This is a genomic window from Mesorhizobium sp. B2-6-2 (assembly GCF_006440615.1).
Lineage (GTDB): Bacteria > Pseudomonadota > Alphaproteobacteria > Rhizobiales > Rhizobiaceae > Mesorhizobium.
Window position 1 is genome coordinate 35777 of record NZ_VFUG01000005.1, and the last position, 20630, is coordinate 56406.

A 20630-nucleotide genomic window follows, 5' to 3' on the forward strand; every position below is an offset into this window, starting at 1 on the left:
GGTGAACCGCTCTGGTCGGGATCAGCGACCATCCCTTTTACAGACAGGCGCCGCCGGCGTTCGGAGTTGGCCTACCGGCCGACCGCCGCCGCTTGCGCGCCTCAATTGGAGAGACAAATGAACATTCAGAGCTTAATCAAATGCGTTGTCGGCGCTTCTGCTTCGATCATCATGCTGATGGCGGGCGCGGCCACGGCCGAAACCGTCAATCCGCTCGCCGAAAAGGTGCGGGCGCTCGACAGCCGCTTCGAGGATGTCGCGGTGGCGAAAGCCGAAGGCTATGCGCCGATCCCCTGCGCCAGCGGCCTTACCGGCGGCGCCATGGGCATCCACTACGTCAACGCCGCCTATCTGAAGGACGACGCTGTCGACGTCGCCAAGCCGGAAGCCGTGATGTACGAGCCGATGGCCGACGGCACGCTGAAGCTGATCGCGGTCGAATACGTCACCGCGAAGGGCCCGGCCTCGCTCGAAGGCCATCTGTTCAACTTCAACACCGCGCCCAACCGCTACGGCCTCGGCCCCTTCTACGAGCTGCATGTCTGGGCCTGGAAGCAAAACCCGACGGGCGCATTTGCCGACATGAACCCGAATGTCTCGTGCGACGCGATGCAGGGGATGTGAGACACCCTTCCCTTCTCTCCGTTTCACGGGGAGAAGGTGGCCCGAAGGGTCGGATGAGGGGCGGCGCCGACGATTGCGATTGGCCGCGTTTCGCAGCTAGTGACCTGAAATTAATGCCAAAACGGCAACAAAATACGAGACTGCAATCATGGCGTAGGCAATCTGGAGAAAGGTCATTCTGTCACCCTTAATTCGAGAATGACCTCCCAAATATTCCCAAAAATCTTGTCCCGCCACGGGAAAATTCAGCGCGAATTCCCGTACGAGATGTCTACTTATTTGCTATCATGCCCGCGCAGCTTTCTAGCTTTCTACGGCTTGCGCACTTCAGCGCAAATTTCCGAGACCGGCGCTGCCCCTCATCCGCCTGCCGGCACCTTCTCCCCGTGAACGGGGAGAAGGAAGCACCCCACCCACCCTTTCTTAAGGTGTTTCGGATAGACCCAAAACCTTGGAAAGAGGCGGAAAACGGAGAGAATTCGGGGTGCGCTTTTCCGCGGCAACGACTGCCGGGCGGTTCCTGCCGCAGCGCTGGGCGCTGTGCATGCGGCCGTTGCTTGGCCGCATCGACGCCGTGCTGTCCACCGCCGACGAGCGCGGCGAAGCCGGGCGCATGTCGCTGATCGCCTTCTCCATCCGCATCGTCAGCGCCTTGATCGCCTTCGTCAGCCAGGTGCTGATGGCACGCTGGATGGGTTCGTTCGAATACGGCATCTCGGTGCTGGTCTGGGTGACGATGGTCATCGTCGGCAATCTCGCCTGCCTCGGCTTCCACACCTCGGTCATCCGCTTCATCCCCGAATATCGCGAGCGCGGCATGCTGGCTGAGTTGCGCGGCATCGTGCAGGCGAGCCGGCTGTTCGTGCTCGTCGCCTCGACGCTGGTGGCAGGCCTTGGCGCGCTTGGCGTCTGGCTCGCCTCGGACTGGATCGAGAACTACTACGTCATCCCCTTCATCCTCGGCGTCATCTGCCTGCCGATGATCGCGCTCGGCGATCTCCTGCAAGGGCTGGCGCGCGCCAATTCCTGGGCGCTGCTGGCGCTGTCGCCCACCTATCTGGTGCGGCCGGTGCTGATCCTGGCGTTCATGGCGCTGATGCTTGGCCTGCACTACGTGCCCGACGCCAAGACCGCGATCTTCGCCTCCATCGCCGCAACCTATGTCACCACGCTCGGCCAGCTGATGGCCGTCACCTCGCGCATGGAGAAAAAGATACCGGCCGGGCCGATGGCGCTGCATTTCGGCCAGTGGATCCTCGTCTCGCTGCCGATCTTCCTGGTCGAGGGCTTCTTCTTCCTGCTCACGAACGCCGACGTGCTGATGGTTGGCGCCTATCTCGATCCCAATGACGTCGCCGTCTATTTCGCCACGGTGAAGACGCTGGCGCTGGTGCATTTCGTCTATTTCGCGGTCAAGGCCGGCGTTGCACAGCGCTACGCCCAGTTCACGCATGGCGAGCCGCATCGGCTCGCCGCCTTCGCCCGCGAGACCGTCTCCTGGACCTTCTGGCCCTCGCTGCTGATGGCGCTCGTGGTGCTGGCGCTTGGCGAGCCGATGCTGGTGCTGTTCGGTCCCGAATTCACCGCCGGCTACCCGCTGCTCTTCCTGCTGGTGCTGGGCGTCGTGGCGCGCGCCGCCGTCGGCCCCTGCGAAAGCCTGCTCACCATGAGCGGCAATCAGAACATCTGCGCCGCCGTCTATGCCATGACGCTTGCGCTCAACATCGGCCTCAACGTGATCCTCATCCCGCTGTTCGGCCTCTGGGGCGCGGCAATCGCCACCAGCCTCGCCATGGTCTTCGAGGCCGGTGCGCTCTCCTTCACCGTCTGGCGCAAGCTCGGCATCGTGATGGCGATCTTCGTGCCTGCAAACAAGGAAGTCGCCTGATGGCCGCCGTCCCGTTGCTCGAGGAGACCAGCGGCGGCCCCGCCGGCGCCATGGTCTCCAACCTTGCCGGCCTGGCGCGCGAGGTCGACCCCGCCCATATCGAGCTCTTCGCCAGCAACAGGCCGGAGCGCAAGCTCGCCATCTACCCGGCCTCGGCCGGCTTCGACCTTGTCGAGGAGCTCGACTATCTCAGCGCCCGCACGATCGAGCCGAACGTCTTCTTCAACCCGCGCTTCCTGGCGCCGGCGATGCCGCGGCTGGAAGACCGCGAGGTGCGGCTGGCCGTCATCCGCGACGGCGACGAGTACCGCAACCGGCTGCGCCTTCTGGCGCCGTTCTCGGTCGAGCGGCCGGCGATCCCGCTCGGCATCCCGGTGATGCGCACATGGTCGAGCCCGTTCGGACCGCTCGGCACGCCGCTGGTCGACCGCGACGATCCCATCGGCGTCATCGAGGATTTCTTCTCGATGCTGTCGCGGCCGCATCTCAAGCTGCCAAAAGTCTTCGTGCTGCCCGATATGCGCCTCGACGGTCCGGTGGCGAGCCTGCTCACCTCCTTTGCCGACAGCCGCGGCCTGACCATGGTGACCACCGGCAAGGTCGAGCGGCCGGTGCTGGAAAGCGATGCCGACGGCGAGGACTACCTCAAGGCCTCGCTGCGCGCGCATCACCATCGCGAATTCCGCCGCCTGAAGCGGCGTCTCGCCGACCTCGGCAAGCTCGAGCACACCGTGGCGCGCGGGCCGGACGAGATCCGCCACGCCATCGAAAGTTTCCTGACGCTGGAAGCGGCCGGCTGGAAAGGCCGCGAGCGCACCGCGATGGCGATCGACCGCTACCGCGCCGCCTTCGCCCGCGAGGCCGTGCACAGGCTGGCCGAACAGGATATGTGCCGCATTCATTTGCTGACGCTCGACGGCCGCACCATCGCCTGCCTGGTCGTCTTCGTCGAGGCCGGCGTCGCCTATACCTGGAAGACGGCCTATGACGAGACGCTCTCCGCCTATTCGCCGGGCACGCTGCTGATGATCGAGGTGACCAGACAGCATCTCGATGACCCGAACATCGTCATGACCGATTCCTGCGCGGTTCCGGACCATCCGGTGATGAGCCGTCTGTGGAGCGAGCGCAAGCCGATGGGCACGCTGGTGATCGGGCTGACGCCGGACGCCGACCGGCTGGCGCGTCAGGCCGCCTCGCAACTGCATCTCTACCGCGAGACCCGCAACATGGCGCGCATCCTGCGCAACCGCATGCGGAGCCTGCTGAAAAGGCGCTAGATGGGCGGCGAGACACCGGCTATGGCTTGCGGCGGCCGGACCCGGCCTGCCTTCACCACAAAGCACTTCAAATGATCGATATCGTCCTGCGCTTCGCCCGCCTTTGTGCGCCGCTTGTCCTGCTCGCCATGTTTCCGGCTCGAGCCGTGGCCGATACCTGTCCGGAGGATTGCAGCGATCCGCCGCCGCCTCCGGTCAACATCTACAGCCAGACCACTGCCGGCCATCTGAGCCCCGCCACCGCCGGCGCGCTGCCGCGCGTCTATGTGCCGAACCGCTCTTCCAACTCCGTCTCGGTGATCGACACCGTCACCTTGAAGGAAGTCGGCCGCGTCCCGGTCGGCAGCAAGCCGCAGCATGTCGTTCCGTCCTGGGATTTGAAGACGCTGTGGGTCGCCAACAACGGCACCGGCAGGAACGGCAGCCTGACGCCGATCGACCCGATGACGGCCAGGCCCGGCCAGCAGATCCCGGTCGACGACCCCTACAATCTGTATTTCATGCCGGACGGCAGCGCGGCAATCGTCGTCGACGAGGCGATGGAGCAGCTCGATTTCCGCGATCCGCACACCATGGCGTTGAAATCGAGCCTGCCGACGCCGACCTGCCCCGGCATCAACCACGCCGACTTCTCTGCCGACGGCTCCTACGCGATCTTCACCTGCGAATACGGCGACGGCGGCCTGGCCAAGATCGACCTGAAGAACCAGAAGCTGCTCGGCCGCCTCGACTTCTCCAGGATGGGCATGCCGCAGGACATCCGCCTGTCGCCCGACGGCAAGGTCTTCTACGTCGCCGACATGATGAATGACGGCGTGTTCCTGGTCGACGGCGACAGTTTTCGGGAAATCGGCTTCATCCCAACCGGCATCGGCGCGCACGGTTTCGTCGTCAGCCGCGACGGCAAGCGGCTCTACGTCTCGAACCGCGGCTCGCACAAGATGGAGCAGGGCAAGGCCAGGGGTCCGGGAAGCGTCACGGTGATCGACTTCGCCACCTGCGCCGTGGTCGCGCAATGGCCGATCCCCGGCGGCGGCAGCCCCGACATGGGCAATGTCAGCGCCGACGGCAGGCAGCTATGGCTGTCGGGCCGCTTCGACAGCGAGGTTTATACGATCGACACCACCAGCGGCGCGGTGACGAAAATCCGCGTCGGCGCCGAGCCGCATGGCCTCACCGTGTGGCCGCAGCCGGGGCGCTACTCGCAGGGGCATACGGGGAATATGCGGTAGGGCCTTCGGATGGCCTGCCATGCGAAGCTCATTGGGGCAATGGCCTGCCACCCGAAGCTTCGTAAAGGTGGCCTGCCATCCGAAGCTCGCAGAGCGAAGGGTGGCCTGCCATCCGAAGCTCGCAGAGCGAAGGATGGTGCCCCTAGCCGGGATCGAACCAGCACTCCTTGCGGAACTCGATTTTGAGTCGAGCGCGTCTACCAATTCCGCCATAGGGGCTCAGGCCGGGCGGCCTGGATGGGCGCGGACTATACGGGCGGATGGGTGTTCGTCAACTGGCCTGTTGCGGATTTACCGGCGCCGCTTCGGCCAAACAGCATCCGGCGGTCTTGTAAGGACCGCCGCCATTGTGCGCCGCAGGAAATCTTTCTAGAGAGGCGAATGTTTAAGGTGCCCGGTCGATAATGGCGGCTGCGGCGCTTTGGGTCCTTGTTTCGTGCATGCCGGTGGCCGAAAACCGCTGTGCCGTTTGGGGTGACATGCATTAGGCAGTTCCAGGAAAAGCACAGCGGTTTTCCGTCCGGAATTGTGTCAATCGCATTAGGAGAGCCGATGCTTCGCGGACTTTACGACTGGACCCTGTCGCTGGCGGCGCGCAAATCGGCCGAATGGTGGCTGGCCTTCATCGCCTTCGTCGAAAGCTCGGTCTTCCTGGTGCCGGCCGACGTGCTGTTCCTGCCGATGGCGCTATCCAAGCCCGAGCGCGCCTATCGCTATGCGCTGATCGCCACGGTCGCTTCGGTTCTGGGCGGCGTCGCCGGCTGGTTCATCGGCCACTATGCCTATGAGACGGTCGCCAAGCCGGTGCTCGAATTCTACGGCAAATATGACGAGTTCGAGCAGTTGCGCGCTTCGTCCGGCGTCGGCTTCATCATCCTGATGCTGGTCACCTCCGGCGCGGCCCATCTGCCGCCGATCAAGGTGGTGACGATCCTGTCCGGCGTCATCGGCGTCAATCTGTTGCTCTTCATCGGGCTGGCGATCGTGGCGCGCGGCGCGCGTTTCCTGCTGCTTGCCTGGCTGCTGCGCCGCTATGGCGAGGAGATCAGGGAGTTCATCGAAAAGCGCTTGGGATTGATTGTCGGCGCCGGCGCCGCTGCCCTGATTTTGCTCTATATCCTCGTCAGATACGCCCACGGGTAGCGACGCAACAACGGATCCAACAGATGACCGCGACCATGAATGCCGACACCGGACGCCAGCGCACGCGCGCGGCGCTCTTTCTCGCCGTCGCCATGGCCGCGACGGTCGGCTCGGCGCTCGCCTTCCAATATATCGGCGGCTACATCCCCTGCCATCTCTGCCTCGAGCAGCGCACGCCCTACTATATCGGCGTGCCGCTGATGGTGCTGGCGGCGATCGCCTCGATGCTGCGCGCGCCCGCCTGGGTGACGCGCGGCCTGCTCGCGATCGGCGGTCTGCTGATGCTCTACGGCCTCTATCTCGGCGTCTACCATTCGGGCGTCGAATGGGCATGGTGGAAAGGTCCGGCCGACTGCACCGCCGGCGCCGGTCCGGTCGACACCGGAGGCAAGGGCGTGCTCGACGCGCTCGACAAGTTCGTGCCGCCCTCCTGCGACAAGGCCGCACTTCGCATCCTCGGCCTGTCGCTCGCCGGCTGGAATGCCATCGCCAGCCTCGTCCTCGCCGCCGTCGCCTTCCGCAGCGCGCTCGCGCGGGATTGAGCCAATTGATCGAGAAACGCGACGCAGAGTTCGAGCAAAAATTCGGCAGGCTGAGTCGGATGGCGCGGCTTTCGAGAACCGGAGCGGAGCGTACTTAAGTACGTGAGCACCGGAAGCGCAGAAAGCTGCGGCAGGCGACCAGCATGGCGAATTTGTGCCGAACTCTAAGGCTCCAGTTCGACATCCCAGTACAGATAATCCATCCAGCTTTCATGCAGATGGTTGGGCGGGAACAGGCGGCCGTTGTTGTGCAGGTCGTGCACCGTCGGCTGATAGGGTTTCTGCAGCGGCCACATCTTGGCCTGGGCCGGCATCATGCCGCCCTTGCGAAGATTGCAGGGCGAGCAGGCGGCGACGACATTCTCCCAGGTCGTCGCTCCGCCGCGATGGCGCGGGATGACATGGTCGAACGTCAGATCCTCGGGCGTTCCGCAATACTGGCACTGGAAGCGGTCGCGCAGGAACACGTTGAAGCGCGTGAAGGCGGGATGCCTGGACGGCTTAACATAGGCTTTCAGGCTGACCACGCTCGGCAGCTTCATCGAGAAGGTCGGCGAAGAGACGGCGTGCTCGTATTCGGCGACAATGTTCACCCGGTCGAGGAACACAGCCTTGATGGCGTCCTGCCACGACCAGAGCGACAGGGGGTAATAGCTGAGCGGACGGTAGTCCGCGTTCAGCACCAGCGCGGGAAGCCCATCCGGAGATACGGCAACCGTCACGTCCTTCGCCTCCTTGCTTCTAGAACCGAACGGCGCGGATACTGTAAGCCCGACATGACAGGGATGTGAAGCGGATTGTCGTGCGTCGAAATCGCCAAAACCGCATGATTTTCAGGCTTTTTTGGCCATTTCGACAGTCGGCGCCGCATCCCTGCCCTTCAATTCCCGGTAATAGGCCCAAAAAAGCCGCGACGCGACACCCCGATACGGGCTCCATGATTCGGCCAGCCGGATAAGCATTTTCTCCGGCGGGCGCGGGTCGATGCCGAGCGCATGCCCGACCGCCGTCTGCAAAGCGACATCGCGCGCGGGAAACACATCTGGGTGGCCGGCGGCAAACAAAAGGTAGCATTCGGCCGTCCATGGGCCGATGCCGGGCACGGCCGTCATCGCTGCGATCGCCTCGCCGGCGTCCAGCGTGCACAGGTGATCGAGATCCAGCCCCCCAGCCACCGCTTCGGCGACGGCGAGCAGCCCGCGCTGCTTCGGCCGCGACAGCCCGGCCTCGCGAAACACGCCCTCGCCGGCGGCAAGGATTGCCTGCGGCGTCAGCGGATCGACAAGCTTCACCAGCCGCCCGAAGATGGCGTCGGCGCTGGCGCGGGAAACTTGCTGTGAAACGATAATGGACGCGAGGCTTTGAAAGCCAGGTTCCGAAAGCCGCAGCGGCACTTCGCCCGCCCGGCCGCGCACGGTCGCCAGCCGCGGATCGATCCGGCAGAGCGCGTCGAGCCCTGTCGCAATGTCGTCCAGCGAGGCGATGCGTTGCACGTTGCTTGTTCCCAGGGCGCCCGCGAAATGGCAATTGATGGCTAACTAGCAACCGGCGGAAGCGCCTTTCAACCCGAATACCGCCCGAGATATGACACTCCTGACATTCCGCTTCGCGCCGAGCCCCAATGGCGAATTGCATCTCGGCCATGCATACTCGGCTCTGCTCAACCAAAAGATGGCGGCGCAGACCGGCGGGCGCCTGCTGCTGCGCATCGAGGATATCGATGTCACCCGCTGCACGCCCGAATTCGAAGCCGGCATTTTTCGCGACCTTGAATGGCTGGGATTGCATTGGGAACTGCCGGTGCGCCGCCAGTCCGAGCATTTCGCCGAATACCGGGAGGTGCTCGAGCGGTTGATCGCCGAGGAACTCGTCTATCCGGCCTTCATGAGTCGCGGCGAGATCCGCGCCTTCATCGCCGAGACCGGCGGCCGCGATTGGCCGCGCGATCCGGACGGCGTGCCGCTCTATCCGCCGCTCGACAAGCACTTGCCGGTGCAGGAGCGCAAGCGGCGGATCGCGGACAACGTGCCCTTCGCCTGGCGGCTCGACGTCGAGGCGGCGATGGCGCGCGTCACGGCCAGCTTGTCCTGGGTGGAGTTCACCGACGAGACGATGTCGGCGACGCGAGCAATCGAAGCACAACCGCGGGCATGGGGCGACGTCATCGTCGCCCGCCGCGACATCCCGACCAGTTACCATCTCGCCGTCGTCGTCGACGACGCGCTGCAGGGTGTCAGCCATGTCGTGCGCGGCCAGGACCTCTATTCGGCGACCGGGGTGCAGTGCCTGCTGCAGCAACTGCTCGGCCTGCCGCAGCCGCGTTATTTCCACCACCGCCTGATCCTCGGTGCGGACGGCAGGAAACTGTCGAAGAGCTTCAAGGACACCGGCCTGGCCTCCCTCAGCGAGGCCGGCATGTCGCCGCAGGACGTCAGAAGATTGGTCGGTTTTTAGCCGGCTAGAGGCGCGCCATCCCGGCCTTGATCAACGCCAGCACGCTGATGAAGACAAAGGCGCCGCCCAGCCCGCAGCCCACCGCCAGCTTGAGATCGCTCAGGCTGATGCCATGCTTGCTGGCGACCGCTACCGCGACGAAAAAGCCGAAGATGAACAGCAGCGTGTTGCCTGTCGGGCCGAAGCCGCTCTCCTTCATGATTGCGTCGAGCGCCGTGCCGAAGAAGAAGCCGAAGGCGGCGATGATCGCGAAGGCGAACAAGAGCCAGGTCGTGTCCAGATGCAAAGGCATGCCTCACCATGGCGCGGCGACGCGCCATGCCCCTGTTGGCACGGTTTGATGAATTCAACTTAGCTTATGGATCAACCGTTTCGTTTTGCTTGCGGGATTGAACGGCATTAGAGCAATTGGCGTCATCAACCGTTCATCCCGGCAGCCTCCCCCATGCAGAGCATCAAGCGGTTCATTCCCGCCTCCTTCGTCGTTCTGTGGGCGACAGGCTTCATCGGCGCGCGCTATGCCATGCCCTGGGCGGAACCCTTCACCTTTCTTGCCATCCGCTTCGTGATCGCGGCGATCCTGTTCGCGGGGCTGACCGTTCTGCTTGGCTCGCGCAAGGCGACGCGCGAAGAGGCGCTGCACGCAACGGTGGCCGGCGTCCTCATGCACGGCGTCTATCTCGGCGCCGTCTTCTGGGCGATCCACAGGGGCATGCCGGCCGGCCTATCGGCCCTGATTGTCGGCCTGCAGCCGTTGATCACCGCCGTGCTCGCCGGAAAGTTCCTCGGCGAAGCGATCCTGCCGCGCCATTGGGCCGGCCTCGCCGTCGGCCTTCTCGGCGTCGTCATCGTGCTGTGGCCGAAGCTGGGCGCGCTGGGCGGCGGCGTCACGCCGGCGACACTGACGGCTTCGCTTGTCTCCGTGCTCGGCATGAGCGCCGGCACCATCTGGCAGAAACGCTATGCCTCCTGCGGCGATCTGGTGTCGGCGACGATGTGGCAGTATGTCGGCGGCTCCGCCGTGATGATCCTGGGCTCGCTCGCCTTCGAGACCCGCGCCGTCACCGTCAATGGCGAATTGATCTTCGCCATGGCCTGGCTGGTCCTGGTGCTGTCGATCGGCGCCATATTTCTGTTGATGGTGATGATCAGGGACGGTGAGATGTCGAAGGTCGCCTCGCTGTTCTACCTGGTGCCGGCCGTAACGGCGGTCATCGCCTGGCTGCTTTTCAACGAACAGCTCAATCTGCTGCAGATCGCCGGCATGGCGATCGCCACGCTCGGCGTCGCCCTGGCGACGGCGCGGCAGGCGAGGAAAGGGGAACTGGGGAATTGAAGAACTGAAGAACTGAAGAACTGAGGAACTGAGGAACTGAGGAACTGAGGAACTGGAGAATTGGAGAATTGGAGAATTGAAGAATTGAAGAATTGAAGAAGACGCGCGGAGCCAAGCGTCGGCGCCTTTTCCCCAGTTCTCAATTCCCCAATTCTTCATTTCTTCAGTTCTTCAATTCCCCAGTTCCTTAGTTCCTCAGTTCCTCTTCCTGGCCGGCATCGACTCACCCGACCCGCGCTCGGGCTTCGAGATAACGGCTGATCGCGGCGTTGAGTTCGCCGCCGAGGATGAAGATCGCCGAGATGATGTAGAGGAAGACGACCGCGATCATGATCGAGGCGAGCCCGGCATAGGTCGTCACATAGGACGAGAAATGGTCGAGATAGGTGGCAAAGATCGTCGACCCGACCAGCCAGGCGACCAGCGTGAAGACGATGCCCGGTATGATCGAGACGAAGCGCCGCTTGCCGGCCGGCAGCCAGATATGCACGGAGAACAGCCCGATGACGATGACCGTCGAGGCGATCACGTAACGCCAGATGGTGATCGTTCCCATATAGGGCTTGATCCATTCCAGATGCGCTTCCGCCAGCCGCGCCAGCAGCGGCGCGAACACCAGAAGCACGCTGATGGCGAGGAAGCAGGCGGTGGCGATCAGGACGAAGATGATGCTCTGCACCCTGCGGTGGACGATGCCGCGCGTCTCGGTGACGCGATAGGCGCGGTTGAGCGAGGTGCGCAGCGCCTCGATGCCGTTCGAGGCGAAATAAGCCGCCAGCAGCACGCCATAGGTCAGAAGGTCGGTGCGACGTACGGTGAGCACGTTCAGCACCTCATGCGCGATCGGCTTGGCGATCTGCTCCGGCCATGTGTCGAAGACCAGATGCACGGCCGTGTCGGCGAAGGCGCGCGCGCCGAGGAAGCTGGCCAGCGTGGTGGCGAAGATCAGGAACGGAAACAGCGCCATCAGCGAGGTGATCGCCAGATGGCTGGCCATCGCCCAGCCGTCATCGGTATTGAAGTGGCCAATCGCATCGTAGAGCACGCGCTTGAGGGCAACGATATTCCGCAGCAAGGACCCGCGCTCCGCTCGATTGTGTCGACGCCGCGAATATGGGAAGTGATTGCGGTAAATGGCAACCCCAGGTCTCACAACGCGCCCCGCGGCAGAAGAGTTGCGCACCGTCATTGTCACCGGCGCCTCCTCCGGTATCGGCGCCTACTGCGCGCGGGCGTTGAAGGCGGAAGGCTGGCGGGTCTTCGCCACGGCGCGCAAGCCGGCCGACATTGCGGTCCTCGAGGCCGACGGCTTGGAGGCCTTCTATCTCGACTATCGCGAGCCCGAATCCATCGCCGCCTTGGTCGATGCGGTGCTGGAGCGGACCGGCGGCACGCTTGACGCGCTCTTCAACAACGGCGCCTACGCCCAGCCTGGCGCCGTCGAGGACCTGCCGGTCGCAGCACTTCGCGAGCAGTTCGAGGCCAATTTCTTCGGCTGGCACGATCTCACCCGGCGCGTCGTTCCGGTCATGCGCCGCCAGGGGCACGGCCGGCTCGTCCACTGCTCCTCGATCCTCGGACTGGCTCCGGTCCGCTTCCGCGGCGCCTATTCGGCCTCCAAGCACGCCATCGAAGGCCTGATGCTGTGCATGCGCCAGGAGCTCGAAGGCAGCGGCATCCACCTTTCCCTCATCGAACCGGGACCGGTGAGGTCGAAGATCGCCAGCAATGGCCTGCCCTGGTTCTTGAAGAATATCGACGTCGAGAATTCCGTCCACCGCGCCGATTATCAGGCGCAGCTCGCAAGGCTTCAGGCGGGCGGCAGCGTGTCGAAGCTGAAGCCGGGACCGGAGATCGTGCACAGGGCGTTGCGCCACGCGCTTCTGTCACAGCGCCCGCGCCCGCACTATGTGGTAACGGTGCCGGCCAGGATCGGCGCGGCGCTGAAACGCATCCTGCCGGCCTCCCTGCTCTACCGCGTGCTCGCCAGGCGAGCGTGACCGAACCTGAACCGGAGCCAGCCAGATGCTCATCATCTTCAAGATCCTCGCCATCGTCGCGATGGCCGCCGTGGTGATCGTGCTGGTCCGCGGCCTGATCAACATGATGCGCGGCGGCTCCGGCTTCACCTCGAACAAGCTGATGCAGGCGCGCATCATGCTGCAGGCCGTGGCCTTGGCGCTGCTGTTGCTGGTTGTCTATTTCACGCGCAAATAGAGGATCTCAGAGGGGACGGCGTGGTCAAGCTCAACAAGATCTACACCCGCACCGGCGACGACGGCACCACCGGGCTCGGCACCGGCGAGCGGCGGCTGAAATCCGACCTGCGCGTCGACGCCTATGGCACCGTCGACGAGGCCAATGCCTGCATCGGCATGGCCCGCGTCCACACCGGCGCCGAGCATCCGGCGATCGACGCCATGCTGTCGCGTATCCAGAACGATCTGTTCGATCTGGGAGCCGACCTCGCCGTGCCGGACGACGGCGAGCCGCTGGAACACGAGCCGCTGCGCATCGTCGCCGCCCAGACCGATCGCGTCGAGCAGGACATCGACGCGCTCAACAAGGAATTGCACCCGCTGAAATCCTTCGTGCTGAACGGCGGCACGCCGGCCGCGGCCGCCCTCCATCTTGCCCGCACCGTGGCGCGCCGCGCCGAGCGCCTGATGGTGGCGCTGGCGCAGGATCCGGCCGAGCATGTCAGCCGCGAGGCGCTCAAATACATCAACCGCGTCTCGGATTTCCTGTTCGTCGCCGCCCGCGCGGTCAATGACAATGGAAAGGCCGACGTGCTATGGGTTCCCGGCAAGAACCGCTGAATCCGGAGGCGGGAGGGTCCGATGTTCATCCCGCTTTACGACACCAACAGGCTGCGCCACATCCGGCTGCAATATGTGACGATCGGCCTGATCGTGGCGAACGTGCTGGTCTATCTGGCGACCACGCTCGGCGGTGAAAACTTCACCAATGCCGCGGTTCTCGGCCTCGGCTTCATCCCGTCGGTGGTTCACGACAAGGTCGAGCTCTCGCCCGAATTCGTCGTCATCCCCGAGAGCCTGAGCTACCTCACCTATTCCTTCCTGCATGCCGACATCTTCCATCTTGGCGGCAACATGCTGTTCCTCTGGGTGTTCGGCGACAATGTCGAGGATGCTCTCGGCCATATCCGCTATCTGATCTTCTACCTCGCCTGCGCCGTCGCCGGCGCCTTCTTTCAGGGATTGGTGGCCTGGGATTCGCAGGTGCCGTTGATCGGCGCCTCGGGCGCCATCGCCGGCGTCGTCGCCGCCTACCTGATCCTCTACCCCCGGGTGAAGGTCTGGGTACTGGCCTTTGCCCGCATTCCGCTGCGCATCCCGGCCTTCATCCCGCTGCTCCTGTGGATCCTGTTCCAGATCGTGATGTTTGCGGCGGGCGGCGAGGACCAGATCTCCTGGGCCTGCCATATCGGCGGCATCATCGCCGGATCGATCCTGGTGCTGGTGCTGCGCAGCCGCGGCGTGCCGCTGCTGGCTGGCGCCGACGGCGAGCCGGACCCGACGCCCAACGTCCAGCAGCCGCCTGTTCCTGTGGAGCCGACCGCGAGCGATCCGGCGCAGCCGGCGGCGCGATGGGGCCGTGGAGCAGCGGCGCCCCGGGACTGAACCGATTTGGGTGCGTCGTGGGATATTGACGCGCCGATTTGTCGCCACTACGGAAACGGCACAGTTGGGCGGATATTCCGTCCGTGATGTCGGCTTTCGACAACTCTGACAGGGCGCACGCTGCTATAGCGCCCCGACTATCTCAGGAGAGGTGACAGGAAAATGAAGATCCTTGTGCCCGTGAAGCGGGTTGTGGACGCCAACGTCAAGGTCCGGGTGAAGGCCGACGGACTGGGCGTCGAGCTTGCCAACGTCAAGATGGCGATGAACCCGTTCGACGAGATCGCGGTCGAGGAAGCCATCCGCATCAAGGAAGCCGGCAAGGCTGAAGAAATCATCGTCGTCTCGATCGGCCCGCAGCAGGCGCAGGAAACCTTGCGCACCGCGCTCGCCATGGGCGCCGACCGTGCCATCCTGGTCAAGACCGACGAGCAGACCGAGCCGCTGGGCGTCGCCAAGGTGCTGAAGGGCGTGGTCGAGGCGGAGGCGCCCGGCCTCGTCATCCTCGGCAAGCAGGCGATCGACGACGATTCGAACCAAACCGGCCAGATGTTGGCGGCACTGCTTGGTTGGTCGCAGGGCACCTTCGCGTCCAAGATCGTGCTCGAAGGCGATCAGGCCAAGGTGACGCGCGAGGTCGACGGCGGCCTGCAGACGGTTGAGTTGAAGATGCCGGCGATCGTCACCGCCGACCTTCGCCTCAACCAGCCGCGCTATGCCTCGCTGCCCAACATCATGAAGGCCAAGAAGAAGCCGCTCGACGAGAAGAGCCCGGCCGACTACGGCGCCGACGTCAAGCCGCGCCTCAAGGTGATCAAGACCGAGGAGCCAGGCGGCCGCAAGGCGGGCGTCAAGGTCAAGAGCGTGGCCGAGCTGGTCGAGAAGCTGAAGAACGAAGCCGGCGTGCTTTAAAGCGATCGGGAAAGGACAAAGAAAATGGCAATTCTCCTCATCGCCGAACACGACAACGCAAGCCTTTCCGAGCAGACCGCCAAGGCGCTGTCGGCCGCTCTCCAGATCGGCTCCGATGTCGACGTGCTGGTGGCCGGCAAGGGCGCCAAGGGCGCGGCCGATGCCGCCGCCAAGTTGAAAGGCGTGCGCAAGGTGATGCTCGCCGAGGCCGACGAGCTAGCCGAGCGTCTCGCCGAGCCGATGGCGGCGCTGGTCGTCTCGCTCGCCGGCTCCTATGACGCGATCGTCGCGCCGGCGACCTCGTCGGGCAAGAACATCGCGCCGCGCGTGGCGGCACTCCTCGACGTCGCCCAGGTGTCCGAGATCATCGAGGTTGTCTCGCCGGATACCTTCAAGCGGCCGATCTATGCCGGCAACGCCATCCAGACCGTGCAGTCGACCGACGCCAAGAAGGTCATCACCGTGCGCACCGCGTCCTTCGCGGCGGCGCCGGAAGGTGGCTCGGCCGCGGTCGAGACGGTCGGCGCCGCCGCCAACCCCGGCCTGTCGTCTTTCATCGAGAACAAGCTCTCCGAGAACGATCGTCCGGAATTGACCTCGGCCAAGATCATCATCTCGGGCGGTCGCGCGCTCGGCTCCTCGGAGAAGTTCCAGGAAGTCATCCTGCCGGTCGCCGACAAGCTCGGCGCCGCGGTCGGCGCCTCGCGCGCCGCGGTCGACGCCGGCTACGCGCCGAACGACTGGCAGGTCGGCCAGACCGGCAAGGTGGTCGCGCCCGACCTCTACATCGCCGTCGGCATTTCCGGCGCCATTCAGCACCTGGCAGGCATGAAGGATTCGAAGGTGATCGTCGCCATCAACAAGGACGAGGAAGCCCCGATCTTCCAGGTCGCCGACTACGGCCTGGTCGGCGATCTCTTCGTCATCCTGCCGGAGCTGCAAAAGGCACTTTGACGCCACCGGTTCTGGCATACTAAAATCGGAAGGGTGGGGTAGACGAAGTCGCCCCGCCCTTTTAGTTTGCACTGCACAAAAAGCGGGCCGTCAAGGCCTGAAGCCAATCCGGCGGTTTGCGTCCGGATTGCAGGAAATAAACAACAGGAGCGTTTCCGCGCTTCAAGACGCGGAAGATGCTCCGGACGGGATCGGGGTCATGAGCAAGATCGAGACGATCGGCATTGTCGGCGCGGGTCAGATGGGTGGCGGTATCGCCCATGTCTCGGCGCTGGGCGGCTACAAGGTCCTGATCCACGACGTGTCGCCCGACCGTATCGAGAAGGGCATCGCCACCATCAGCGGCAACATGGCACGCCAGGTCGGTTCCGGCAAGCTCGAGGAGAAGGCGCGCAACGAAGCGATGGCGCGTATTTCCGCCGCCCCGACCATGGCCGATCTCGCGGCCGCCGATCTGGTGATCGAAGCGGCGACCGAGGACGAGACGGTCAAGCGCAAGATCTACGCGCAGCTTTGCCCGCAGCTCAACCCCGAAGCGATCCTGGCGACAAACACCTCGTCGATCTCGATCACCCGGCTTGCCGCGCAGACCGACCGGCCGGAACGCTTCATCGGCATTCATTTCATGAACCCGGTGCCGGTGATGAAGCTGGTCGAGCTGGTGCGCGGCATCGCCACCGAGGACCAGACCTTCGAGGCTGCCAAGAGCTATGTGAAGCACCTCGACAAGACGATCACCGTTTCCGAAGATTTCCCGGCCTTCATCGTCAACCGCATCCTTTTGCCGATGATCAACGAGGCGATCTACACACTCTATGAGGGCGTCGGCACGGTCGACGCCATCGATACCGCGATGCGGCTCGGCGCCAACCACCCGATGGGACCGCTGCAGCTTGCCGACTTCATCGGCCTCGACACCTGCCTGTCGATCATGCAGGTGCTGCATGAGGGCCTGTCGGATTCGAAGTACCGCCCCTGTCCGCTGCTGGTGAAATATGTCGAGGCCGGCTGGCTCGGCCGCAAAACCGGCCGCGGCTTCTACGACTATCGCGGCGACCATCCGGTGCCGACGCGCTGACCTTCCCCGGCTGAACCCTTTCGAAACGGCTCAGGACGCCGCGGCGAGCGGCGGAGGCGGCAGGCCGCCTTTCGAAATTTCGTCTTCGTCGGGCGCGGCGGAAACGCAGCCGCGCCCGGCCGCCTTGGCGGCATAGCAGGCGGCGTCGGCGCGGGCGATGATCTCGTCCACTTCGCCGTAACCGGCGCGGATCGGCGCAAGCCCGATGCTGGCGCCAATCGAATGTGGGCGCCCGTCCCATCTGAAGTCGAGGTTGCCGATGGCGTCGATGATCGAGCGCGCCGCAATCGGCCCGCGCGCAGCGGCGCCCGATTTGAGGACGACGGCGAACTCGTCGCCGCCAAGCCGCGCGACAATGTCTTCCGGGCCAAGCACATTGCGCAGGGCGTCGGCCACGCGCTTGAGCAGCGCATCGCCCGCGGCATGGCCGCCGGTGTCGTTGACCGCCTTGAAGTGATCGAGATCGACGAACATGAACTGATGCTCGCCGCCATTGAGGCGGCACTGGTCGACCAGGTCCTCCATGATGCGGATGAAGCTCGAGCGATTGGCGAGCCCGGTCAGCGCGTCGTGGGCGGCGGCGTAGGCCAGCTGGCGCTGCAGGGCGCGCGCGTCGCTGAAATCCTGGAAGACGATGACGAGGCCGCAGAACTCGTCGCGGTCGTTCATGATCGGCGACACCACCTGGCGGATGCTGCAGCGCGTGTCGTCGCGCCGGACAAGGACAGCGCGCGTGTTCTGGTCGCAGTGCGGCTGCTCGCTCGTGGAAGGGCGCGAGAGCCCGATTTTCTGCCCGCTTTCCTCGTCGACCGCCCAGTAGACATGGCCGAGCTGCTTGCCCAGAGCCTCGCCGACTACGACGCCGGTGAGTTTTTCCGCGACCGGGTTCATGAAGGTGATGCGGTTGGCGGCATCGGTGCAGATCACCGCGTCGCCGATCGACTGCAGCGTCACCCTGAGACGCTCTTTCTCGTCGGCTAGCATAGCCGCCGAAACCATCAGCCGCGCCTCGGCCTCCTTGCGTTCCGTGATATCGGTCAGGCTGCCGATTGCCCGGATCAGCCGGCCCTCGCCGTCGCGCTCGATCGCCTTGCCGCGGTCGAGAATCCAGATCCAGCGGCCGTCCTTGTGCCGCATCCGGAACTCGGCCTCGAAAAAGGGCGTCTCGCCGGCAAGATGCGCGCGATCCGCCTCGGCGACGCGTTCCTGGTCGTCGGGATGAATCATGGTCAGCCAGCGATCGGGGTCGCCGTCGAGCTCGCCATCGGCATAGCCCAGCATCTTCACCCAGGTATCGGAATAGGTGGTGCCGCCCCTGCGCATATCGAGGCTCCAGATACCCTGTCCGGCACTGGTGAGCGCGAAATTCCACCGGTCCTCTGCCTCGGCGATGCGCGCTTCGGCCTGTTTGCGCGCATCGATGTCCTCGATCTGCGACACCAGATAGAGCGGACGACCTGTCTCCTCTTCACGGATGACCGAGCCGGCGAGCTGCGCCCAGACCGGGGTGCCGTCCTTGCGCAGATACCGCTTCTCGAAATGGAAGGAGTGGATCTTGCCTTCCTTCAGGCTCGTCATCGTCTCGCGGCCGATCTGCAGGTCGTCGGGATGCGTGATCTGGAAGAAAGTCAGCGCCTCGATCTCCGCGCGGGTGTATCCCAGCATGTCGGCGAAGGCAGGGTTGGCCTGAACGATGCGGCCGTCGAGGCCGACAATGGCGACGCCGATCGCCGAATCCTCCATGGCCCGGCGGAAGCGTTGCTCGCTCTCGGCAATCTGCCGGCGATCGTCGATGATCTTGCGGATGAACAGCGCCGAGACAAACAGCGTGACGGCCGTGACGGCGACGGATATCTGCAGGCAGACCTTCAGCGCGTCCGTGCCGAGTTCCAGCGCCGGCAACAGGACCGATGCCGTCAAGGTAACGAGTCCGGCTGCCATCAAGACGGGCACGGCGCGCTTGCCGGCCCGCGGACTTTTCCAACTCAACCACGCCACAATGCGATCCCACCCAATGCGCGACTGCGCGTTGCCACACCCTGGCGGATCGATTTTAAGGAATGGTTGCACGAGCGGCAGCGGCCGCTCCGATAACCGGCAAACAATTGCCGGTATGATTAAGGTACTGTTTCAAACTGTACCGACGGATCGGTGTGTAATCCTACCAGCGGACGAAAAACCGCCCGCCAAGCGCGCCGAGCGCGGTGAGAAAAGCAATCGCGACCGTATACCAGGTGGCGACGAAGAGCGGCGAATCGTCGAAGCAATGCGCGGCGTAGAAGGTAGCCGCGAGCCCGCCCGCGAGCAGGCCCGCCACCGCGCCCGCCAACACCGGCCGCGTCGGCGCGCCATAGCGCAGCATGCCGAGGAAGATCGCCAGCGGGCCGATGCCGATCAGCGGAATGAAGCTCATGCAGATCATCATGTTCGAGCCGATAAGCCGCTTGCCCCAATCGGCCTCGGGCACGACGAAAAGCTCGAGAACCACCGCCAGCACCACCAGAAGCGGCGCGGCAATCATCCAGGCCATTGCGCGCCTGGTCGAGGCGCCCGGCATCGACAGCGCGCGGATCAGCGCGAAGGCGCTCACCGCGAGCGTCAGCGTGAACACGAATTTGGACATGAAGCGCATCGTGTGCATGGCCGGCATGATGTCGGGACGCGGCCCGATGGTCGCGAAGAAGACCGTCGCCGCGATCACCATGGCCACGCCGACCGCCAGCCACCAGGCTTTGCCCATCGGCATCGCCTCGTCGCGGGCATCGGCGTCGAGCGCCTTGATGAGATCCTCTGTCCTCATGTCGCTGTTCGTCCAAATCTTTTGGCGATCGCGGCCAGGCCGCGATGCAGCGAAACGCGCACCGCCGTCTCGCTGATGCCGAGCTTGGCCGCCGTCTCGCCGATCGACTGCCCGTCGACCGAGATCAAGGAGACCACGGAGCGTTGCGACGGCGGCAGGCCGTCTAGCGCCCGGTTGATGTCGCGCTCGCTCACCGTTTCCGTCTCCGGCTCGGCGAAGGTTTCGGCGATCTCGTCGATCTCGACCTCGATGCGCCGCCCGCGTCGGCGGAACGCGTCGATCAGCTTGAAACGGGCGATCGCATAGACCCAGGGCAGCACCGGCGCATCCGGCCGCCAGGTGTGGCGTTTTACATGAATGGCCAGCAAGGTTTCCTGCACGACATCCTCGGGATCGACCCCGCCTTGAACGATCTTGCGCCGGACAAAGCCGCGAACGAGGGCGGCGATCCCGTGCAGAAAGTCGGCATAAGCCCTTTCGTCTCCCGCGATCGCGGCCCTGAGCAGCCGGGAAAGCTCGGCCTCGTCCTTGCCGGTCACAAGAGTTCACCCCCAATGTTCGCGTCTCGGCCCTGGTTTGTTACGTGGCCGACGAAATAATGTCCAAGCCAAACTGCCGCAAAATCACGAAAGTTTGCGGAACGGCGACCGATTGAAGCAGGGTCACAATGTTGACTATTACAATCATGTATTGATAGGTGCAGCCGTGCCCAAAACCCCTGTCTCGAATTGAGGACGATGCCC

The 20630-nt window shown here is 64.4% G+C and carries 22 protein-coding genes and 1 tRNA gene; 15 read left to right on the plus strand and 8 right to left on the minus strand.

What is annotated here, in order from left to right; genetic code table 11:
- The first annotated feature begins 171 nt into the window (after positions 1-171).
- From FJ419_RS12640 to FJ419_RS12655, 4 genes are all read left to right on the plus strand, one after another.
- Positions 172-624, plus strand: coding sequence for a hypothetical protein (locus FJ419_RS12640; protein WP_140693632.1), 453 nt, complete (start codon positions 172-174; stop codon positions 622-624).
- A gap of 484 nt (positions 625-1108) precedes the next feature.
- On the plus strand, positions 1109-2512 hold the full coding sequence (locus FJ419_RS12645; protein WP_140692551.1) for a lipopolysaccharide biosynthesis protein: 1404 nt from the start codon (positions 1109-1111) through the stop codon (positions 2510-2512).
- Positions 2512-3792, plus strand: a complete 1281-nt coding sequence (locus tag FJ419_RS12650) for a GNAT family N-acetyltransferase (RefSeq protein WP_140692555.1) — start codon at positions 2512-2514, stop codon at positions 3790-3792. Before FJ419_RS12645 ends, FJ419_RS12650 begins: the two co-directional genes overlap by 1 nt.
- Before the next feature lie 71 nt (positions 3793-3863).
- Positions 3864-5024: a YncE family protein gene (locus FJ419_RS12655; protein WP_140692559.1), complete on the plus strand. Its 1161-nt coding sequence runs from the start codon at positions 3864-3866 to the stop codon at positions 5022-5024.
- A gap of 134 nt (positions 5025-5158) precedes the next feature.
- On the opposite strand, the gene FJ419_RS12660 is transcribed toward FJ419_RS12655, so the two are convergent.
- Positions 5159-5243: transfer RNA gene (locus tag FJ419_RS12660), tRNA-Leu, on the minus strand.
- Between the two features lie 333 nt (positions 5244-5576).
- Here FJ419_RS12660 and FJ419_RS12665 point away from each other — a divergent pair.
- Together FJ419_RS12665 and FJ419_RS12670 are read left to right on the plus strand one after the other, a co-directional pair.
- Positions 5577-6167: a YqaA family protein gene (locus tag FJ419_RS12665; protein ID WP_140692563.1), complete on the plus strand. Its 591-nt coding sequence runs from the start codon at positions 5577-5579 to the stop codon at positions 6165-6167.
- A 23-nt stretch (positions 6168-6190) separates the two neighbouring features.
- Positions 6191-6709 (plus strand): disulfide bond formation protein B, encoded by a 519-nt coding sequence (locus FJ419_RS12670; RefSeq protein WP_140546279.1) that lies wholly within the window; start codon positions 6191-6193, stop codon positions 6707-6709.
- 164 nt (positions 6710-6873) lie between these two features.
- Here FJ419_RS12670 and FJ419_RS12675 read toward each other — a convergent pair whose 3' ends face one another.
- Complete coding sequence (locus tag FJ419_RS12675) at positions 6874-7431, minus strand: HNH endonuclease (protein ID WP_027167440.1); 558 nt, start codon at positions 7429-7431, stop codon at positions 6874-6876.
- Positions 7432-7542: 111 nt separating this feature from the next.
- Positions 7543-8202: a DNA-3-methyladenine glycosylase gene (locus tag FJ419_RS12680; protein WP_140546278.1), complete on the minus strand. Its 660-nt coding sequence runs from the start codon at positions 8200-8202 to the stop codon at positions 7543-7545.
- Positions 8203-8293: 91 nt separating this feature from the next.
- On the opposite strand from FJ419_RS12680, the gene gluQRS reads away from it, so the two are divergent.
- On the plus strand, positions 8294-9163 hold the full coding sequence (gene gluQRS, locus FJ419_RS12685; RefSeq protein ID WP_140692566.1) for a tRNA glutamyl-Q(34) synthetase GluQRS: 870 nt from the start codon (positions 8294-8296) through the stop codon (positions 9161-9163).
- A 4-nt stretch (positions 9164-9167) separates the two neighbouring features.
- Here gluQRS and FJ419_RS12690 read toward each other — a convergent pair whose 3' ends face one another.
- Complete coding sequence (locus tag FJ419_RS12690; RefSeq protein ID WP_140692569.1) at positions 9168-9455, minus strand: hypothetical protein; 288 nt, start codon at positions 9453-9455, stop codon at positions 9168-9170.
- A 153-nt stretch (positions 9456-9608) separates the two neighbouring features.
- Here FJ419_RS12690 and FJ419_RS12695 point away from each other — a divergent pair, with 153 nt between their 5' ends.
- Positions 9609-10499 carry a DMT family transporter gene (locus tag FJ419_RS12695; protein ID WP_140692572.1) on the plus strand — a complete coding sequence of 297 codons (891 nt, stop codon included), beginning with the start codon at positions 9609-9611 and terminating at the stop codon, positions 10497-10499.
- Positions 10500-10722: 223 nt separating this feature from the next.
- Here the strand turns inward: FJ419_RS12695 and FJ419_RS12700 are convergent, their stop codons facing one another.
- Entirely contained in the window at positions 10723-11574 is an 852-nt protein-coding gene (locus FJ419_RS12700) for a YihY/virulence factor BrkB family protein (RefSeq protein ID WP_140632851.1), read from the minus strand.
- A gap of 58 nt (positions 11575-11632) precedes the next feature.
- Here FJ419_RS12700 and FJ419_RS12705 point away from each other — a divergent pair, with 58 nt between their 5' ends.
- The 7 genes from FJ419_RS12705 to FJ419_RS12735 all read left to right on the plus strand — a co-directional run bounded on the left by FJ419_RS12705 (position 11633) and on the right by FJ419_RS12735 (position 17087).
- The gene (locus FJ419_RS12705) at positions 11633-12499 is read left to right on the plus strand and encodes an SDR family oxidoreductase (RefSeq protein ID WP_140692575.1); all 867 of its coding nucleotides are present in this window, start codon (positions 11633-11635) and stop codon (positions 12497-12499) included.
- 25 nt (positions 12500-12524) lie between these two features.
- Positions 12525-12716 carry a twin transmembrane helix small protein gene (locus FJ419_RS12710; RefSeq protein ID WP_095767495.1) on the plus strand — a complete coding sequence of 64 codons (192 nt, stop codon included), beginning with the start codon at positions 12525-12527 and terminating at the stop codon, positions 12714-12716.
- 20 nt (positions 12717-12736) lie between these two features.
- Positions 12737-13318, plus strand: a complete 582-nt coding sequence (locus FJ419_RS12715; RefSeq protein ID WP_140692578.1) for a cob(I)yrinic acid a,c-diamide adenosyltransferase — start codon at positions 12737-12739, stop codon at positions 13316-13318.
- A gap of 21 nt (positions 13319-13339) precedes the next feature.
- Positions 13340-14143, plus strand: coding sequence for a rhomboid family intramembrane serine protease (locus tag FJ419_RS12720; protein ID WP_140692582.1), 804 nt, complete (start codon positions 13340-13342; stop codon positions 14141-14143).
- A 162-nt stretch (positions 14144-14305) separates the two neighbouring features.
- Positions 14306-15055 carry an electron transfer flavoprotein subunit beta/FixA family protein gene (locus FJ419_RS12725; protein WP_140632863.1) on the plus strand — a complete coding sequence of 250 codons (750 nt, stop codon included), beginning with the start codon at positions 14306-14308 and terminating at the stop codon, positions 15053-15055.
- Between the two features lie 24 nt (positions 15056-15079).
- Complete coding sequence (locus tag FJ419_RS12730; RefSeq protein WP_140692585.1) at positions 15080-16009, plus strand: electron transfer flavoprotein subunit alpha/FixB family protein; 930 nt, start codon at positions 15080-15082, stop codon at positions 16007-16009.
- Positions 16010-16208: 199 nt separating this feature from the next.
- The gene (locus FJ419_RS12735) at positions 16209-17087 is read left to right on the plus strand and encodes a 3-hydroxybutyryl-CoA dehydrogenase (protein ID WP_140632869.1); all 879 of its coding nucleotides are present in this window, start codon (positions 16209-16211) and stop codon (positions 17085-17087) included.
- A 30-nt stretch (positions 17088-17117) separates the two neighbouring features.
- On the opposite strand, the gene FJ419_RS12740 is transcribed toward FJ419_RS12735, so the two are convergent.
- The 3 genes from FJ419_RS12740 to FJ419_RS12750 form a co-directional block, all read right to left on the minus strand.
- The gene (locus tag FJ419_RS12740) at positions 17118-19007 is read right to left on the minus strand and encodes a PAS domain S-box protein (protein ID WP_246679195.1); all 1890 of its coding nucleotides are present in this window, start codon (positions 19005-19007) and stop codon (positions 17118-17120) included.
- Positions 19008-19248: 241 nt separating this feature from the next.
- Positions 19249-19887, minus strand: a complete 639-nt coding sequence (locus FJ419_RS12745) for an NrsF family protein (RefSeq protein WP_140692592.1) — start codon at positions 19885-19887, stop codon at positions 19249-19251.
- Positions 19884-20426 (minus strand): sigma-70 family RNA polymerase sigma factor, encoded by a 543-nt coding sequence (locus tag FJ419_RS12750; RefSeq protein WP_140542601.1) that lies wholly within the window; start codon positions 20424-20426, stop codon positions 19884-19886. Before FJ419_RS12750 ends, FJ419_RS12745 begins: the two co-directional genes overlap by 4 nt.
- Positions 20427-20630 lie beyond the last annotated feature (204 nt).

Excerpts from the sequence above, each read along its gene's own strand:
- FJ419_RS12640 (WP_140693632.1), top strand. The coding sequence starts at position 172 with ATGCTGATGGCGGGCGCGGCCACGGCCGAAACCGTCAATCCGCTCGCC.
- FJ419_RS12650 (WP_140692555.1), top strand. The coding sequence starts at position 2,512 with ATGGCCGCCGTCCCGTTGCTCGAGGAGACCAGCGGCGGCCCCGCCGGC.
- FJ419_RS12655 (WP_140692559.1), top strand. The coding sequence starts at position 3,864 with ATGATCGATATCGTCCTGCGCTTCGCCCGCCTTTGTGCGCCGCTTGTC.
- FJ419_RS12665 (WP_140692563.1), top strand. The coding sequence starts at position 5,577 with ATGCTTCGCGGACTTTACGACTGGACCCTGTCGCTGGCGGCGCGCAAA.
- FJ419_RS12670 (WP_140546279.1), top strand. The coding sequence starts at position 6,191 with ATGACCGCGACCATGAATGCCGACACCGGACGCCAGCGCACGCGCGCG.
- gluQRS (WP_140692566.1), top strand. The coding sequence starts at position 8,294 with ATGACACTCCTGACATTCCGCTTCGCGCCGAGCCCCAATGGCGAATTG.
- FJ419_RS12690 (WP_140692569.1), bottom strand. The coding sequence starts at position 9,455 with ATGCCTTTGCATCTGGACACGACCTGGCTCTTGTTCGCCTTCGCGATC.
- FJ419_RS12695 (WP_140692572.1), top strand. The coding sequence starts at position 9,609 with ATGCAGAGCATCAAGCGGTTCATTCCCGCCTCCTTCGTCGTTCTGTGG.
- FJ419_RS12705 (WP_140692575.1), top strand. The coding sequence starts at position 11,633 with ATGGCAACCCCAGGTCTCACAACGCGCCCCGCGGCAGAAGAGTTGCGC.
- FJ419_RS12710 (WP_095767495.1), top strand. The coding sequence starts at position 12,525 with ATGCTCATCATCTTCAAGATCCTCGCCATCGTCGCGATGGCCGCCGTG.
- FJ419_RS12720 (WP_140692582.1), top strand. The coding sequence starts at position 13,340 with ATGTTCATCCCGCTTTACGACACCAACAGGCTGCGCCACATCCGGCTG.
- FJ419_RS12725 (WP_140632863.1), top strand. The coding sequence starts at position 14,306 with ATGAAGATCCTTGTGCCCGTGAAGCGGGTTGTGGACGCCAACGTCAAG.
- FJ419_RS12730 (WP_140692585.1), top strand. The coding sequence starts at position 15,080 with ATGGCAATTCTCCTCATCGCCGAACACGACAACGCAAGCCTTTCCGAG.
- FJ419_RS12735 (WP_140632869.1), top strand. The coding sequence starts at position 16,209 with ATGAGCAAGATCGAGACGATCGGCATTGTCGGCGCGGGTCAGATGGGT.
- FJ419_RS12745 (WP_140692592.1), bottom strand. The coding sequence starts at position 19,887 with ATGAGGACAGAGGATCTCATCAAGGCGCTCGACGCCGATGCCCGCGAC.